We start from the raw sequence: 15,974 nt of genomic DNA on the forward strand, positions 1-15,974 counted from the left end.
AGATGTAACGGTTTTGAATTAGGGTTACTCAAAATGGTATTTTAATTATCGAATTTATTATATGTTATTACTCATATTAACAAAAAAAATGGCTGCCAGTTCACCGGCAGCCATTTTTTTAATGTATTTTTTATCCAGCTCAGGATGCAACTGCAGAAATTCTGATCGCTACAGCATGCTGAAAACCTTTTTTCTGTAAAGCAGCCGGGATCTTGATAGTGGTAATATCACCAGTTGCTTTCCAGCTCAGTTTTTCTTTCGCACCCAGCATTTCCAGCTTAGCACCTTTAGCAGGTGTCAACCCCCTGAATGCAATGGTAGCAGGCAATTCCTCATCTTTATCCAGCATATATATCGCATATACACTGCCGTCTTTCTTCCGTGTAAAACATACTTTTCCATCTTTATACGGAGCAACAGATTTTGTGGCATAGATCGCATCCCCATTTACATGCATCCATGCCCCAATAGCCGTCATGGTCGTATACGCCTCGTCGTGCAACTGACCATCAGGACCCGGACCTACGTTCAGCAGGTAGTTCCCCCCTTTTGCCACAATGTCGATCAGGTGATGGATCAGTTCATTCACAGATTTGTAATGATCGTTCGGTACATAAGACCAGCTATTCGCCATCGTCATACAGGTTTCCCATGGGTAATCCAGTGGTTTATCAGGAATCTGCTGCTCTGGTGTACGATAGTTTTCGTTCGGACCATGTACCTCGCGGTCTACCACGATCAGACCTGGCTGGTGAGTACGCGCCATTGCCGCAATACCATCCATGTCAATATCTTCATCCTGCTTGATCACTTTTTCACCGGTTTCTGCGGCGGTAATGTCTGCAGCAGATTTTTTATCCTGTTTACGAGGACGTACCCAACCACCATCTAACCACAGGATGTCAATTTTGCCATACCCTGTCATCAGTTCTTCGATCTGGTTGTAGGTATATTGACGGAAAGCTTTCCAGCGATCAGGATATTTGCTTACATCATAGTTTACATGCCTGTCTTTCGGCGGGAAGTAAGACCACCAATAGTCCTGGCTATGCCAGTCAGGTTTGGAGAAGTAAGCACCTGCGTGCAAACCTTCTTTGCGGAAAGCTTCAAATACTTCTTTGGCAATGTTTGAACGGGGATCTTTTCCGAATGCAAAGTTTGGATTGGATACTTTGTAATCGGTTTGTTTGGTATCAAACATACAGTACCCGTCGTGGTGCTTGGTAGTGAATACTACGTATTTCATACCCGCATCCTTTGCTGCTTTAGCCCATTTGGAAGGGTCAAACTTTGTTGGATTGAAAGTTTTACCCAGTTCTTCATACTTCTTTACATAGTCATAGTATGGGATGCCATATGGCTGGCGTTGTGTCCATCCTTCATCTTCAGGACAGATGCTCCATGATTCTACAATACCCATTTGAGAATATGCCCCCCAATGGATCAGCATACCGAATTTCCAGTCAGACCACTCTTCCAGGTTCTGTTGAACGGCTTTGTCTGTAGGTGGGATGTAGGGTGGAATTTCCTGGCGCTGCGCACTGGCTGAACCTATTACCAGTAGTGCGCTGCTTAAAAGCATACAAAGTTTTCGCATGTTTAATTTTTAAATGTATCTCTGAGACTTATAACCTTTATCTTATCCATCAGCGGAGGCGCTAATTTGTTGAGCCATATATCCTTCGTCTGGCCAGGCAGCAGATCAAAATAGTTATCGCTAAAAGTCAATTCCGGATCTTCACATTGCAGGTATACGTTTTTTGCGAGTTGAGTCGCCGTTACCAAAATATGGAAATCCAGGGTATCATCCTTCGCCACTTCTATTTTCAATCCCGGGTCCGGTAATATCAGATCTTTGGTTTTAGCAAAATAATATACATTATCACTTAATAACTTATCACTATTTACCACTTTCGTATAGAAAATTACCTTTCCGGTATCTGCCGGCTGCAAAATAGTGTTTAATGGTATCTCGTGAGCAACGGTACTTTTGTTACTTTCTATATTAACATCCATTGATTTTTCCCACAAAATCCTGCCGCCAAAGTCCATCAGTTTCATTTCCAGTTTTGCCTTACAGTCTTTTATTTCATCAGAAATAAGATACGTCTTTAATTTACCATTTTTTACGGTATTGCTCACTAACAAAGGTGCATATGCTTTCTTTACAAAGAACTGCATGGCTTTCCAGCGACCGTAATAATCAATACCTGACCAGGATGGGCCAGGCCAACAATCATCTAACTGCCAGTACAGCGTACCCATACAAAATGGCATGGCCCTGCGATGCGCTTCGATACCCATTTTCATGCCTTCTGCCTGCAACACATGATTCACATACAGGAAGGATTCAAAATTTGCAGGTTCTTTATAGTAATGTAAAAGATAAGTCCTGATGGCAGCATTCCCCCTGCTGAAACTCTTTTGGTGTGATAACATCACAGGAGAATAAATGTCTCTATCCTGCGCTGATGTAAACCTCTTTACTGTCTGGATATCAGGGAAAGACTGAAAACCATATTCACTCATAAACCTTGGAATATGTTCTTCAAAAGCTTCGAACCATTCCATACCATGCCACACACCCCAATAGTGATTATCTCCAATCGTGAAATCTTCTTTGGTACCCCAGTTGCTAATAGGTGATGATGGAAAATAAAATCTGTCTGCATCATATTGCTGAATGATTTTTGGTAGCTGCACTTTGAAGAGTTCATCATACCCGGCTCTCATATCTGCCCATTGTTTCTCTGTATATCCATACCCTTCTTTCCAACCCCAATGATCAATCGCAACTCCTATCTCATTATTACCACACCAAAGTGCAAGGGAAGGATGATTGCGTAGACGGGTAATGTTAGCACCCAGTTCTGCTTCCACACTTTTCAGAATTTTTGATGTAGGATATGTTGAACAGGCAAAGAGTAAATCCTGCCATACCAGTATACCATATCTGTCTGCGAAGTCATAGAAGCGGTCATCTTCATAAATTCCACCACCCCACACACGAACCATGTTGAAATTGGACACCTTCATATCATTGAACAGCTTTGCATATCTTTCTGTAGTAACCCGTGGCAGGAAGTTATCCAACGGAATGTAATCAGCTCCTTTCATAAATACTGGCCGCCCATTCACTTTTACATAAAAGCTCACACCCATGCTGTCTGGTTTATTCACCACTTCTATCGTGCGTAGACCAATGTTCAATGCACGTGTTTGTAACAATTCTTTTCCATCGTAGAGAGATACCTTCACTTTATATAAGTAAGGATCGCCTAATCCGTTAGGCCACCAGCGACGTGGGTTTGAGATGGTGAAAAAGGCAGATAGCGTATCTCCTTCGAATGGTTTATTAATGGTGGAAAAAAGCTTGTCAGGGCTTTCTATTTTAATAGCGTACTTCTTTTTTGCAGCTGTCTGGAACTTCAGTTTCGCCAGTATCACCGCTGATTTATCAGTCAGTTGTTTTTGCTGAAGATATACATCTTCAATACTTACTTTATCTCCATATTCCAGGTACACAGGCCGCCAGATACCTGATGTCACTAATCTTGGACCCCAGTCCCATCCATAATGATAAGGTGCTTTTCTCGCATATACACTCAAAGGAATATCACTCGCATCATTACCGGCAGGATAGATCACATCATCATTCAGGAAGTTGTTCATATCATGCCTGATTGGACTGTAGAAAACAAGACGCAAGGTATTGTTCCCTTCTTTTACCTTTTGTTTGATTTGTACCTTAAGTGGTACAAACATATTGGAACTGGTAGCAATAGAATCGCCATTGATGAAGATAGCTGCATAAGTATCCAGACCTTTGAAATCCAGCGCGAGCCAGTCGTGCTGTAACATATCTTTTGTTACAGTAAAAGAGGTCTGGTATTGCCAGTTTTTCTTATCCACCCATTGTACCGACTTCTCATTCATGCCAACGTAGGGATCAGGAATGAGATGGTGGGCCATCAGGTCTGTGTGGACGGTACCTGGCACGGTGGCAGAGCGCCATGCAGTGTCGTCAGTGCTTGAGAATTTCCAGTCTTTGTTTAGTTCAATTTGCCGGAAAGACTGTGCGCCTGCTGTAGCCGTAAGCAGGCACAGGCAGGCAATATTCACATAACGTCTCATTATTGAAATTGATTATTGTTTTTGAACTTATCTTTGTTGCATGAAAAGCATATGGCAACAAATACTCCGTTATCTCTACATAGGTAAAAAAGATACAACCTCGCCGAATACGACAAGTGTAAAACTCATGCACGGCATGAACCGGATTTCTATCCTGGTCTTCCTTTTAGCATTAATTGTATTCGCGATTAAGATGATTTTTTTCAGGCATCATCACTAAGCAAATCCCCTTCCCTTCCCGCATATTGCAGATACATTGCTTGCATGTAGTAAAACGACTACCTGCCCGAAGTACATTGACTGTACGGCCTTAACCGCTATTTCCCTTTCTTCGCCTCTTCCACTATGACCTCAGCAGTCCTCCTGCTCGCCTTCTTCTCCCCTAACTTAGTCCAGAGCTGGCTATAATCTTCTTCAATCCGCTGGCGGGTAGTAGCATCCTCCAGCAATAACGTCAACTCCCTGAGCAGGTTCGCCTCTGTCAGGTCATGTTGAATTAACTCTGTTACAACCGGTTTATCCATCACAAGATTCACCAGTGAAATATATTTTACTTTAATCAGCCGCTTGGCAAAGAAATACGAAACAGCACTTCCTTTATAACATACCACCTCCGGCACACCGAACAAGGCTGTTTCCAGTGTAGCTGTCCCCGAAGTGACCAATGCTGCCTTCGCCTGTCTTAACAAGGCATAGGTTTGATTTTTTACTGTTGATACATTTGGATGTGCACCTGTCAACCCCTGCATAAATGCATCATCCAGACTAGGCGCCTGCGCCACCACAAACTGATACTGGGGAAAATGCTTTGCCATCGTCAACATAATCGGCAACTTCACACTCACCTCCTGTCTTCTGCTCCCCGGCAATATCGCAATGATAGGTTTACCAGCAATTGCCGGCTCTGCCGGTGCATCTTTGGCCGCTTTGACCACCTCTACCAATGGGTGACCTACATATTCAACAGGGTACGCCCATTTGTTGTAAAAGTCCTGCTCAAAAGGCAGGATACAAAGCATTTTATCAACGGATTTCTTGATCTTCTTCACCCTGTTCTCCTTCCAGGCCCATACCTGCGGAGAAATATAGAAAACAATCTTATACCCTAAAGGCTTCGCCCACTCTGCAATACGCAGGTTGAAACCAGCATAGTCAATCAATACTAATACATCTGGCTGATAAGCAGCAATATCCTCCTTGCACCATTCCATATTACGCAATACAGTACGCAGGTTCATCACCACCTCTATAAATCCCATGAAAGCGAGATCCTTATAATGCTTTACAACCGTTCCCCCGGCTTGCGCCATCAGATCTCCGCCCCAACAGCGGATATCCGCATGGGTATCGAGTTGTTTTAACTGTTTGATCAGATTACTGCCATGGAGGTCGCCGGAGGCCTCACCTGCTATTATGTAATATTTCATTTTATCATTAAATCAGCCAGAGGCAAATATATGCCATAAAAAAGAACGGTTTCACCTGATGGCGAAACCGTTCTTTTTATTTTAATTAAATTTTTCTTACCCATGCAATATCTTCAATAATATAATCAGGATCGCATACAACATCGTCACCAGAAAAATCCCCTTCGCCGTCACATCCCTCCTGATCCTCGTATAAAAATAAAACACCAGCCCATTCAACAACAAACAAATACTGATCAACTTCGGTTGCATCTGCTTGTTATCACTGATCATCGTGAAGAACTCTCCCAGGCTTATATGCCTAGGCATCATCACAAAAAATACATAGTACAGGAAAAAAGCAATAACCGGGGTAAAAACCCCCAGTATAATGCCCAAAGGAAGATTATCTTTTCTAAACATAAATAACTGTTATAATGTGCGGTGATTTGGGTTTTCTAGCGCTAATGCTTATTATTTCCAGATTTTCTCTAATTCTTTTTTCATTTTATAATCCGTCAGATCAAACTGTACAGGCACCAGCGACGCATAGTTATTCGCCAACGCCCACACATCCGTATCATCTCCATTATCCCTGTTTGTAAATTCTCCCGTCAGCCAGTAATACTTCTTCCCTCTCGGATCCCTTCTCTCATCAAAAGTCTCCACATATTTCGCATCTGCCTGCCTGACCACCTTCACTCCTTTGAACTCTGCCTTTTGCACAATAGGTACATTCACATTTAACAGTGTTCCCCCTGGTAACGCTGATTCCAGCATCTGCTTTGCCACGGAATAAGCCACCTCCTTACACAAAGAGAAATCTGCTTCAAAACTATAATCCAGGTAAGAGAACCCTACTGATGGAACACCCTCTATCGCTGCTTCCATGGCGGCAGACATAGTACCTGAATAGATGACATTGATAGAATGGTTCGCCCCATGATTAATACCGCTCACACATAGATCCGGTAATCCATGCAATATCTTATCCCTCGCCAGCTTTACACAATCCGCCGGCGTACCGGAACACTGCCAGGCCTCTATCCCTTCAAAAATATCCACAGGATCCAGTCTCAAAGGTACCCCGATCGTGATCGCATGCCCTTTACCCGATTGCGGGCTATCTGGCGCTACCACCACTACTTTACCCAGCGGTCTTACCGCTTCTATCAACGCTTTGATACCCGGAGCCGTAACCCCATCGTCATTTGTCACTAAGATGATCTTTTCCTTCTTCGCCACTGTATTAATTATTTTAATCCTTAATATTCATTCTCTTCTGACAACAAATTTAATATTCTTAAATATATTACCTTGACAAAGAATGTTAATTTCTTAATAATCTACCTTTAGCATCCTTCTGCATGTTATTCCTATAAACAGGGCGATGTACAGGATTATTGTGATTTCGTACACGCCATGACTATAATCAGTACTGGTTGGCAGCACTTTATCCACCACAGGGAAAGGCAATAACTCATCTCCCGCCTGCAAAGGCAACAATCCCCCAATCGGACCGAAAAAGTGCTTCACCCCCACTGTCAGCAACTGTTCCAGCACCATGGCATACCCCAGGTAAATCACCGTGGCCAGTCCGGACCGCTTGATAAACATACCCAACAACAAAGCCAGTGACAACGACACCAACACCTGCAAAAAATAGAAAAACAGGAACTGTACCCCCTCAAAGCTAAAATTAAAAGCGCTATAAGCAGTGCCAAAAGCAAGCGCTGTTATAAAACTTACCACAAACGCTATCAGGGACAGGGCTACCACCCAGAAAACCTTTGACAACACCAGGTCCATTCGTTCCCAGCCGTCAATCACCAGTTGCCGGTGGGTTTTGTAAGAAAATTCATTTGTTACCAGCGTCACCAGCAGCAATCCAAAGATGACAGAGGTAAAGCTATTCACATTCGCCACCGTCTGCCATACCACGGGGAAATCATAAAAGTTCTTCCCCAGCAGATCTGTTGCCTGCTTGGGTATCCTGCTTGCCACATCCGCCACAATCATATTGGAAGCAGGGATCACGATGATGGCCAGTATCAGTAAAATCCAGAATGTCCGGTAGTTCTTTACCTTCAGCCACTCTATTCTAATTATGTTCAGCATAACTTCAGTTTTGTGTCATTTCAAGGAAAGCTGATTCCAGACTCTTCCTCCTTACCTGTAAATGATTGAGCCAGATGCCCTGACCTGCCAGCCAGCTATTCAGCTCTCCGGGATCTACAACACCGCTGAAAAACACCTGCAACACGCCATCCCCTATCGACAAATTCCCAAACATGGGATGCTGCCTGATTAAAACCTCCAATCCATTCATATCACTGCTCCCGATCTCCACAAAATCCTCCCTCACCATCACCGTATTCACAGGTCCTGATGTCAGCAACTTCCCTTTTTGCAAAACAGCCACATGGGTACACACCTTTTCCACTTCATCCAGCAGGTGACTGGCCATAATAATGGTCTTCCCCGATTGCGCCAATTGTTTGATCAATCCCCTGACTTCTGCAATCCCTGCAGGATCCAGACCATTGGAAGGTTCATCCAGGATCAGTACATCCGGGTCTCCCAACAGGGTATTGGCAATGGCCAACCGTTGCTTCATGCCCAGGGAATAAGTTTTGAATGCAGCATGTTGCCGGGCAGTTAACCCCGCTATCTCCAGCACCCGGGCAATGTCCTTTTCATCCCGCTGTTTCACAGCAGCTGTAATCTGTAAATTCCTAAACCCCGACAGGTAGTGATAGAAGTTGGGGGTCTCCAGCAAAGTGCCGATCTGTCGCCTTTGCGTTGCAGTGGGTAACTGGTCAAACAAGGTAAAGTCCCCGGTATCCGCCTTCAATACATCCGTCACAATACCTAACAGTGTGGTCTTGCCACTTCCGTTAGGACCAAGAATACCAAAAACACTGCCGCGAGGCACCTCAAAGGAGACCTCGCGCAGCGCTTGTAGGGAACCATATCTTTTTGAAATGTTCCGAAGTGTAAGTATAGACATAAGTTAAATGGTGCGCTAATTCCGTATGGGTTTGCCGGTTTTGATCACACTTTGCAATCTTTCCAGGGTCTTTCGTTCACCCGCCAGGCTCAAAAATGCCTCTCTTTCCAGGTCCAGCAGGTACTGTTCGCTTACTACACTGGCTTCTGTCAGATCACCACCACACATCACGTAAGCCAGTTTACCGGCAATTTTTGAATCATGATCAGAGATATAATTACCAAACCGCATACTATGTATGCCTGTCAGCAACATGCCTAAGGCGCCACGCCCCAGCACTTTAATATCTTTTCGTTCTATAGGACGGGTATATCCTTCTTCTGCTATTTGCAGTACACTACGCTTTGCATCTGCAATCAACCTTGACTGGTTCATAGTGATCTCGTCATGCCCAGCTCTCAATATACCCAGGTCAAAAGCTTCTTTGCCGGAGGTGCTTACTTTCGCCATAGCGATCGCCATAAAACGATCTTTAAGTGGCTCTTCTTCAATTCTTCCTTCTTTAAATTCATCACTGGCCCTCACCGTCATTTCTTTGGTACCGCCACCACCTGGTATCAGGCCCACACCCAGTTCTACCAGTCCGATATAGGATTCAGCAGCTGCCTGTACTTTATCTGCATGCAAACACATTTCACAACCACCACCTAACGTCAACGCATGTGGCGCCACGATTGTCGGAATGGAAGAATAGCGCAACCGCATGGTTGTTTTCTGGAACAATCTCACTGCCATATCCAGCTCATCATATTCCTGCTCAGCCGCCAGCATGAAGATCATGCCCACATTTGCACCAGCAGAAAAATTCGCCCCTTCATTGGCTAAGATCAATCCACGGAAATCTTTTTCCGCACGATCAATTGCTTTATTCACACCTTCCAGCACTTCCCCACCGATCGTGTTCATCTTGGTTTTCCAATCGAGGGTCACAATACCATCACCAATATCATAAAGGGTACATGCACTGTTTTTCCACACCACATTGCCAGAGAGATTTTCGAGGATGACGAACGTCTCTGCACCAGGCAGTAATTTATAATCCTGGGTAGTAATATCGTAATAGTATTTCTTACCGTTTTCTACTTTGTAGAAATGTTTGATGCCTTTCGCCAGCATATCCTGCACCCACTTCGCTACCTTGATACCTTTTTCAGACATCGCCTGCAGGGTCTTTTCCACACCCAGCAGATCCCAGGTTTCAAAAGCACCAATCTCCCAGCCAAAGCCGGCTTTCATGGCATCATCTACCTTATACAGATCGTCTGCTATTTCAGGGAGACGATTGGAAATATAAGCAAACAATAATGCGTGAAACTGCTGGTAAAACTGTCCTGCCTTATCCGTAGCCGCTGCCAGCATACGCAGACGTTGCTTCAGATCTTCCACGGGTTTAGCCGCTTCCAGGCTGGCAAATTTGGGTCGCTGTTTTGGCCCATATTCCATGGTTTTCAGGTTCAGGGTTAAGATCTCCTTGCCCCCTTCGCCTTTGGTCTTTTTGTAAAAACCCTGCCCTGTTTTATCACCCAGCCACTTATTTTCCACAACTTTTTCAAGGAATGGCGGAATCACAAAAATGTCGATGGCTTCATCATCCGGGCAATTTTCTTTTACACCTTTCGCCACCTTCACAAGGGTATCAATCCCCACCACATCAGCAGTACGGAAAGTAGCAGATTTTGGTCTGCCGATGATAGGACCAGTGAGTGTATCTACTTCATCAATATTCAGGTCCATCTCCTGCATAATGTGGAAAATGGCCATGATAGAAAATACCCCTACCCTATTTGCAATAAAGGCAGGCGTATCCTTACAGAGTACGGTGGTTTTGCCCAGGTACAGGTCTCCGTACTCCATCAGGAAACTGATGATGGCCGGATCTGTATGTGGGGTAGGAATAATTTCAAGTAAACGCAGGTAACGGGGAGGGTTAAAAAAGTGAGTACCACAGAAATGTTTCTGGAAGTCTTCACTCCTGCCTTCCGCCATCAGGTGAATAGGAATACCGGAAGTATTAGACGTAATCAACGTACCCGGTTTCCTGAATTTCTCCACCTGCTCAAAAACGGATTTCTTCACGTCCAGGTTCTCTACCACAACTTCAATGATCCAGTCTACGTTGGCAATCTGGGACATGTCGTCAGTAAAGTTTCCGGTACGAATCAGTTTTACCGCCTCCTTCGTGTACACAGGAGAAGGATTCGATTTTAACGTGGACTGCAGGGCATCGTTGACAATACGGTTTCTTACCGCTTTGCTTTCGAGGGACAAACCTTTGGCCTTTTCTGCATCATTGAGTTCCTTGGGGGCTATATCCAGCAACAATACCTGTACGCCTATCCCGGCAAAATGAGCTGCAATACGGGAACCCATCACGCCAGAACCTAAAACGGCCACCTTATGGATGTGTCTTTTCATAGAACGCGTAATTTTTTATCGGTAAATGAATATAGGATATTATGCCGATATCCCGAACAAAAAACCCTCCGGTAATGAGCCGGAGGGTATCTATCTTATTACATATTAAATGTTATCTCACTTCACTTCCTGGTGCAGTTTCCACATCAGGATTTACAAATACGAGCTTCCCACCTGCATCTTCTGCCATCAGGATCATACCCTGGCTATCGATCCCCTTCATTTTGCGGGGAGCCAGGTTGGCCACCAGTGTTACCTGTTTGCCAATGATTTCTTCAGGTGAAAAGTGCAGGGCAATACCGGAAACCACGGTACGTTTTTCTGTACCGATATCTACCAGTAATTTCAGCAATTTATCTGCTTTCTTTACTTTTTCTGCCTCAACGATGGTACCTACGCGGAGGTCCAGTTTAGCGAAATCGTCGTATTGAATATCTTCCTTTACAGGAGCTGGTTCTGCAGCAGGAGCTGCTTCAACAGGCTTTACTAAGCCAGCATGTAATTTTTCCACTTGTTCCTGGATTTTAGCATCTTCAATTCTGGTGAACAGGTATTGCGGTTCACGCATGGCATAACCGGTATTTACCAGTTTCAGGCTACCTGCATTTTCCCATTCCAGCATGCGGTCTACCACTTTCAGCATATGGCAGATCTTTTTGGCAGTACCAGGCATGAATGGATTGGACAAGATAGCCAGGTTAGCTGTCAGCTGTAAGCATAAATGCAGACAATTGTCAATCAGTTTTTGATTAGCTTCCTGTTCTTTTGCCAGCTTCCATGGTGCCTTACCTTGCAGGTAAACGTTACCACTACGGGCTACATTGATCACCTCTGCCAGCGCTTCCCTGAAACGATAATTTTCCAGTGACTCTTCTATTTTCTTCTTGGACTCCAGCAAATCGCTCAGCAATTTATCGTCTGTTTCATCCTTCACATCCAGGTGGAAAGGAGGCACTTTACCTTTGCTATACTTGTGTACCAGCACCATAGTACGATTCACAAAGTTGCTAAAGATATCAGTCAGCTCACTATTATTACGCTGCTGGAAATCTTTCCATGAAAAGTCGTTATCCTTCGTCTCCGGTGCAGTCGCACATAGTACATAACGCAGAATATCTTCCTGGCCCGGAAAATCCTTCACATAATCATGCACCCACACCGCCCAGTTACGTGAAGTAGAGATCTTATCTCCTTCAATGTTCAGGAACTCATTCGCAGGTACATTCTCAGGCAATACAAATCCGCCATGCGCTTTCAGCATGGATGGGAATATGATACAGTGGAATACGATATTATCTTTTCCAATAAAGTGTACCAGCTTTGAATCTTCTTTACACCAGTAATCCTCCCAGTTAGGCGTCAGTTCCTTGGTGGCAGAGATGTACCCAATCGGTGCATCGAACCATACGTACAATACCTTTCCTTCTGCATCAGGCAGCGGAACTTTGATGCCCCACTCACTGTCACGGGTCATGGCGCGGCTCTGCAAACCACTGTCCAGCCAGCTTTTACACTGACCATACACATTGTTTTTCCACTCCTTATGTCCTTCCAGCAACCACTTTTTCAGGAATGGTTCATAGTTTTGGAGTGGCATGTACCAATGTTTGGTTTTTTTCTTCACAGGCACCGCATCACTCAGGGTAGAGCGTGGTGAAATCAGGTCGTCAGGACTGAGTGAAGTACCACAGCGTTCGCATTGGTCACCATATGCATTAGGATTACCACATTTAGGGCAGGTACCTACTATATATCTGTCAGCCAGGAATACCTTGGCAACATCGTCATAGAATTGTTCAGTCTCCTTTTCTTCAAACAGGCCATCGTCGTACATCTTCTTAAAGAAGGCAGCAGCAGTTTCATGATGGATCTGTTTGGTGGTACGGGAAAAGATATCAAAAGAGATGCCCATATCAGCAAAGCTTTCGGAAATGATCTTATGATACTTGTCCACAATATCCTGTGGCGTTACACCTTCTTTCAGGGCTTTGATGAGAATGGGAACTCCATGCTCATCGGTGCCCCCAATGAATTTGACGTCTGCTTTCTTTGCACGCAGGTAGCGCACATAGATATCAGCAGGGAGGTAACAACCCGCCAGGTGACCAATATGAACTGGTCCGTTGGCATAAGGCAGGGCAGCCGTGATTAGATATCTGTTAAATTTTGCCATGTTAACTGAAATAATCTTGAAATCTATTTTATCCTTTTGGAAGAGCGAAAAGTATTTATCAACTTAGCCCTGTTAAAACTCCCAGCAAAAAAAGTGGGGCTTGTCTCGCGAATTCGTCATTCGCAGGTTGCAAAGGTAACTTAAAGCGTAGAACAATGAAAATTCCTCCATATCTGAAAAAAGGTGACCTTATAGGCGTCACCTGTAGTAGTAGTAAAATGGATTTACAGGCAGCAGAATATGCAGCTGGCGTACTCACCTCCTGGGGATACCGTGTACACCTGGGTATAACCGTGGGCACCAGTTTTCACAACTTTTCCGCACCTGATGAGCTGAGGCTGGAAGAGCTACAGGCTATGCTGGATGATCCGGAAATCAAGGCGATCGTCTTTGGCCGTGGTGGTTATGGCATGATTTGTCTGCTGGATCAGTTGGATTTCAAGAAGTTCCGTAAGCATCCCAAATGGATATGTGGTTATAGCGATGTGACTGCCCTCCATGGACATATTCACCGGCAATATGGTATCCCTACCCTCCATTCTGTGATGTGTAGCGGCATCCGCCCTGAAACCGTGGATAATGTATATGTAGAAAGTCTGCGCCTGGCCCTGAGAGGAAAAAGCTACAGGTACAGCTTTGAGTCACATGCCCTGAACCGCACTGGCAAAGCATCCGGCCAGCTCATTGGTGGCAATCTCACATTGCTGTCCAACCTGTCTGGCACCGTTTCTCAACCTGATACCAAAGGTAAAATCCTGGTGCTGGAAGATGTAGGTGAATATCGCTACAGAGTAGATGGAATGATGCACAACCTGAAAAGAGCAGGTTGGCTCGATAAACTGGCGGGCTTAGTAGTGGGTACTTTTACAGACCCTTTGGAAACAACTACGCCTTTCGGTCAGAATGAATATGAGATTATACGCAATATTGTAAAGGATTATGAATACCCGGTGGCATATGGATTTCCGGTAGGTCACACTGCTGAAAATTATACATTGAAACTGGGTGTCACGCATGATTTGCAAATCGGCGAAAAAACCTGCAAACTAATAGACCGTTCATAAATTTTAAGGGCACTTCTATAAAAGCAGGCCGCTATTGCATTAGCTCCTTTAAAAGCCGGCCGCAGGCCTTACACCAATAAAAAATGCTCGTGCCTTCGGCAGGAGCATTTTTTATTGGTGTATTTATATAATTTATTTCACCAATCCTTCAACCGTCTTTCCAAACAGCGGATACTCCTTCAAATTATTATGCCCCGCACCCGGAATCGTAATAAAACTATCCCCCTTCTTAAAATACGCCTTCAACTTCATCCCCGATTCATAAGGCACCGTCCTGTCATCCGTACCATGAATAATCGTAACCGGCGCCGTCACTTTCTGCAAATACTCATTCGTCGGAAACTTATAATTCAACATAAACCCATAAGGATAAATCGGCGCCATCTTCATCGCCATATCCGTCAGGTTATAATAAGGCGCCTCCAATACAAGTCGCTTACAATCCCTGATACTAGCCAGTTGCGCAGCAATACCTGTTCCCAAAGACCTGCCGTAAATGATAATACTATCCGGCGAAAATCGAGACCTCGCCACCTGGTACATCTGCAATGCATCCGCATACAGATCATCTTCCGTCAATGGACCCGTACTCTTCCCAAAACCAGGATAATCCATCATCAACACCTCATACCCATGTTTGGCAAAGTACTGACTCACGTAAGCATAATAAGATACATTCTGTGCATTCCCATGAAAATACACCACAATCCCTCTCGGCTGTTCAGCTTTAAAAAGGAGCGCATTGATGGTGGTCTTGTCATTCACCCTGATATTCATCTCCTGAAACGGCACATCAAAATGATAGGTAGCATCAGCTGCCGTTACAATCGGATGGAAGATCAGTTTCTTCTGGAAAAAGTACAGGAGTGCACCAGCCAGTACATATACCACTAAGATCCAGGTTAATACCTTTCGAAACATGTAAGTTTTATTTAGTCTTCAATATCCGGTACTAATTCCAGTCCATAAGCTTCTGCGGTGAGCAGGCCATTGGCTTTGGTAGTAGCCAGGATCCCGGCATCGGGGTTGAGTGTATGAGTTTGGTATACGTTATGGAGGTAATCCATACTATAAAGTTTATTCGCCAGGCCATCGGGTACACCGGCCAGGTATTTCAATACCTCATTTACGATCAGCATACCGGTAGCGCCATGCGTTACACCGATAGCACCAGCATCAAAATTGGTATATTCATCAATCAGGTTAATATTGCAACGGTAAGACGCTGCCGCATCACCACTGGATGGCGCGATATTAAACCCAGCCCACCAGGAGATCCAGTTATGTACCTCGCCAATTACAAAAGGTTTACCTTTTGCGATACAGGCATCATTCACCACCAGGTGAGTCGGCATATGTTGAGAACAATCAATGACGAGGTCCATACCTTCCAGCAACTGGTTGATATTTTCAGGTTTCACCTGCAACAACAGGGGATAATGTTTAGTAAAAGGATTGCTGGACCACAGACGGCTGGCAGCCATCTTCGCCTTGTGCTTACGCAGATCCTGCATATGGTAAATAGGCTGACGATGCATATCTTCGTCAGTAATTACACCATAGTCAGCAATGCCGATTACACCCACACCACTTGCACTCAGGTATTGAATAACCGGGCTACCTAAACCTCCCGCACCTACAACCAGGATACGGCTTTCCTTCAGTTTTTCCTGCATAGCAGTGCCCATACCGGGAACGGCTATGGGATATCTAAAATGTGCTAATTCTTTTTCGATTAATGCCATTGAACAACCCCTTTTAAAAATAATAAA

Annotated in this window: 13 protein-coding genes; 2 read left to right on the top strand and 11 right to left on the bottom strand. The window is 44.5% G+C overall.

The features are described 5' to 3' along the window. Window positions 1-139: 139 nt before the first annotated feature. Window positions 140-1,597: an alpha-L-fucosidase gene (locus SIO70_RS32125; RefSeq protein ID WP_320577850.1), complete on the bottom strand. Its 1,458-nt coding sequence runs from the start codon at window positions 1,595-1,597 to the stop codon at window positions 140-142. A 2-nt stretch (window positions 1,598-1,599) separates the two neighbouring features. Then, on the bottom strand, window positions 1,600-4,134 hold the full coding sequence (locus SIO70_RS32130; protein ID WP_320577852.1) for a beta-mannosidase: 2,535 nt from the start codon (window positions 4,132-4,134) through the stop codon (window positions 1,600-1,602). 40 nt (window positions 4,135-4,174) lie between these two features. Here SIO70_RS32130 and SIO70_RS32135 point away from each other — a divergent pair, with 40 nt between their 5' ends. Beyond that, on the top strand, window positions 4,175-4,354 hold the full coding sequence (locus SIO70_RS32135; RefSeq protein ID WP_320577854.1) for a DUF6728 family protein: 180 nt from the start codon (window positions 4,175-4,177) through the stop codon (window positions 4,352-4,354). Between the two features lie 97 nt (window positions 4,355-4,451). Here the strand turns inward: SIO70_RS32135 and lpxB are convergent, their stop codons facing one another. From lpxB to metG, 7 genes are all read right to left on the bottom strand, one after another. Then, entirely contained in the window at window positions 4,452-5,561 is a 1,110-nt protein-coding gene (gene lpxB / locus SIO70_RS32140) for a lipid-A-disaccharide synthase (protein ID WP_320577856.1), read from the bottom strand. 96 nt (window positions 5,562-5,657) lie between these two features. After that, complete coding sequence (locus tag SIO70_RS32145; protein WP_320577858.1) at window positions 5,658-5,963, bottom strand: hypothetical protein; 306 nt, start codon at window positions 5,961-5,963, stop codon at window positions 5,658-5,660. A 51-nt stretch (window positions 5,964-6,014) separates the two neighbouring features. After that, window positions 6,015-6,785 carry a 5'/3'-nucleotidase SurE gene (gene surE / locus SIO70_RS32150; protein ID WP_320577860.1) on the bottom strand — a complete coding sequence of 257 codons (771 nt, stop codon included), beginning with the start codon at window positions 6,783-6,785 and terminating at the stop codon, window positions 6,015-6,017. Between the two features lie 93 nt (window positions 6,786-6,878). Then, window positions 6,879-7,658 carry an ABC transporter permease gene (locus SIO70_RS32155; RefSeq protein ID WP_320577861.1) on the bottom strand — a complete coding sequence of 260 codons (780 nt, stop codon included), beginning with the start codon at window positions 7,656-7,658 and terminating at the stop codon, window positions 6,879-6,881. 4 nt (window positions 7,659-7,662) lie between these two features. Continuing rightward, window positions 7,663-8,550: an ABC transporter ATP-binding protein gene (locus SIO70_RS32160; RefSeq protein ID WP_320577862.1), complete on the bottom strand. Its 888-nt coding sequence runs from the start codon at window positions 8,548-8,550 to the stop codon at window positions 7,663-7,665. Window positions 8,551-8,565: 15 nt separating this feature from the next. After that, entirely contained in the window at window positions 8,566-10,965 is a 2,400-nt protein-coding gene (locus tag SIO70_RS32165) for a 3-hydroxyacyl-CoA dehydrogenase/enoyl-CoA hydratase family protein (RefSeq protein WP_320577863.1), read from the bottom strand. Window positions 10,966-11,077: 112 nt separating this feature from the next. After that, a complete protein-coding gene (gene metG, locus SIO70_RS32170; protein WP_320577865.1) occupies window positions 11,078-13,138 on the bottom strand; it encodes a methionine--tRNA ligase in 2,061 nt (686 codons plus the stop codon). 155 nt (window positions 13,139-13,293) lie between these two features. Here metG and SIO70_RS32175 point away from each other — a divergent pair, with 155 nt between their 5' ends. Then, window positions 13,294-14,202 carry an LD-carboxypeptidase gene (locus SIO70_RS32175; RefSeq protein WP_320577867.1) on the top strand — a complete coding sequence of 303 codons (909 nt, stop codon included), beginning with the start codon at window positions 13,294-13,296 and terminating at the stop codon, window positions 14,200-14,202. Window positions 14,203-14,334: 132 nt separating this feature from the next. On the opposite strand, the gene SIO70_RS32180 is transcribed toward SIO70_RS32175, so the two are convergent. Both SIO70_RS32180 and SIO70_RS32185 read right to left on the bottom strand, forming a co-directional pair. Continuing rightward, complete coding sequence (locus tag SIO70_RS32180; protein WP_320577869.1) at window positions 14,335-15,123, bottom strand: alpha/beta hydrolase; 789 nt, start codon at window positions 15,121-15,123, stop codon at window positions 14,335-14,337. An 11-nt stretch (window positions 15,124-15,134) separates the two neighbouring features. After that, window positions 15,135-15,947, bottom strand: coding sequence for a HesA/MoeB/ThiF family protein (locus SIO70_RS32185; protein ID WP_320577871.1), 813 nt, complete (start codon window positions 15,945-15,947; stop codon window positions 15,135-15,137). Between the last annotated feature and the right edge of the window lie 27 nt (window positions 15,948-15,974).

It is taken from the genome of Chitinophaga sancti, from assembly GCF_034087045.1.
GTDB classification, from domain to species: Bacteria; Bacteroidota; Bacteroidia; order Chitinophagales; family Chitinophagaceae; genus Chitinophaga; species Chitinophaga sancti_B.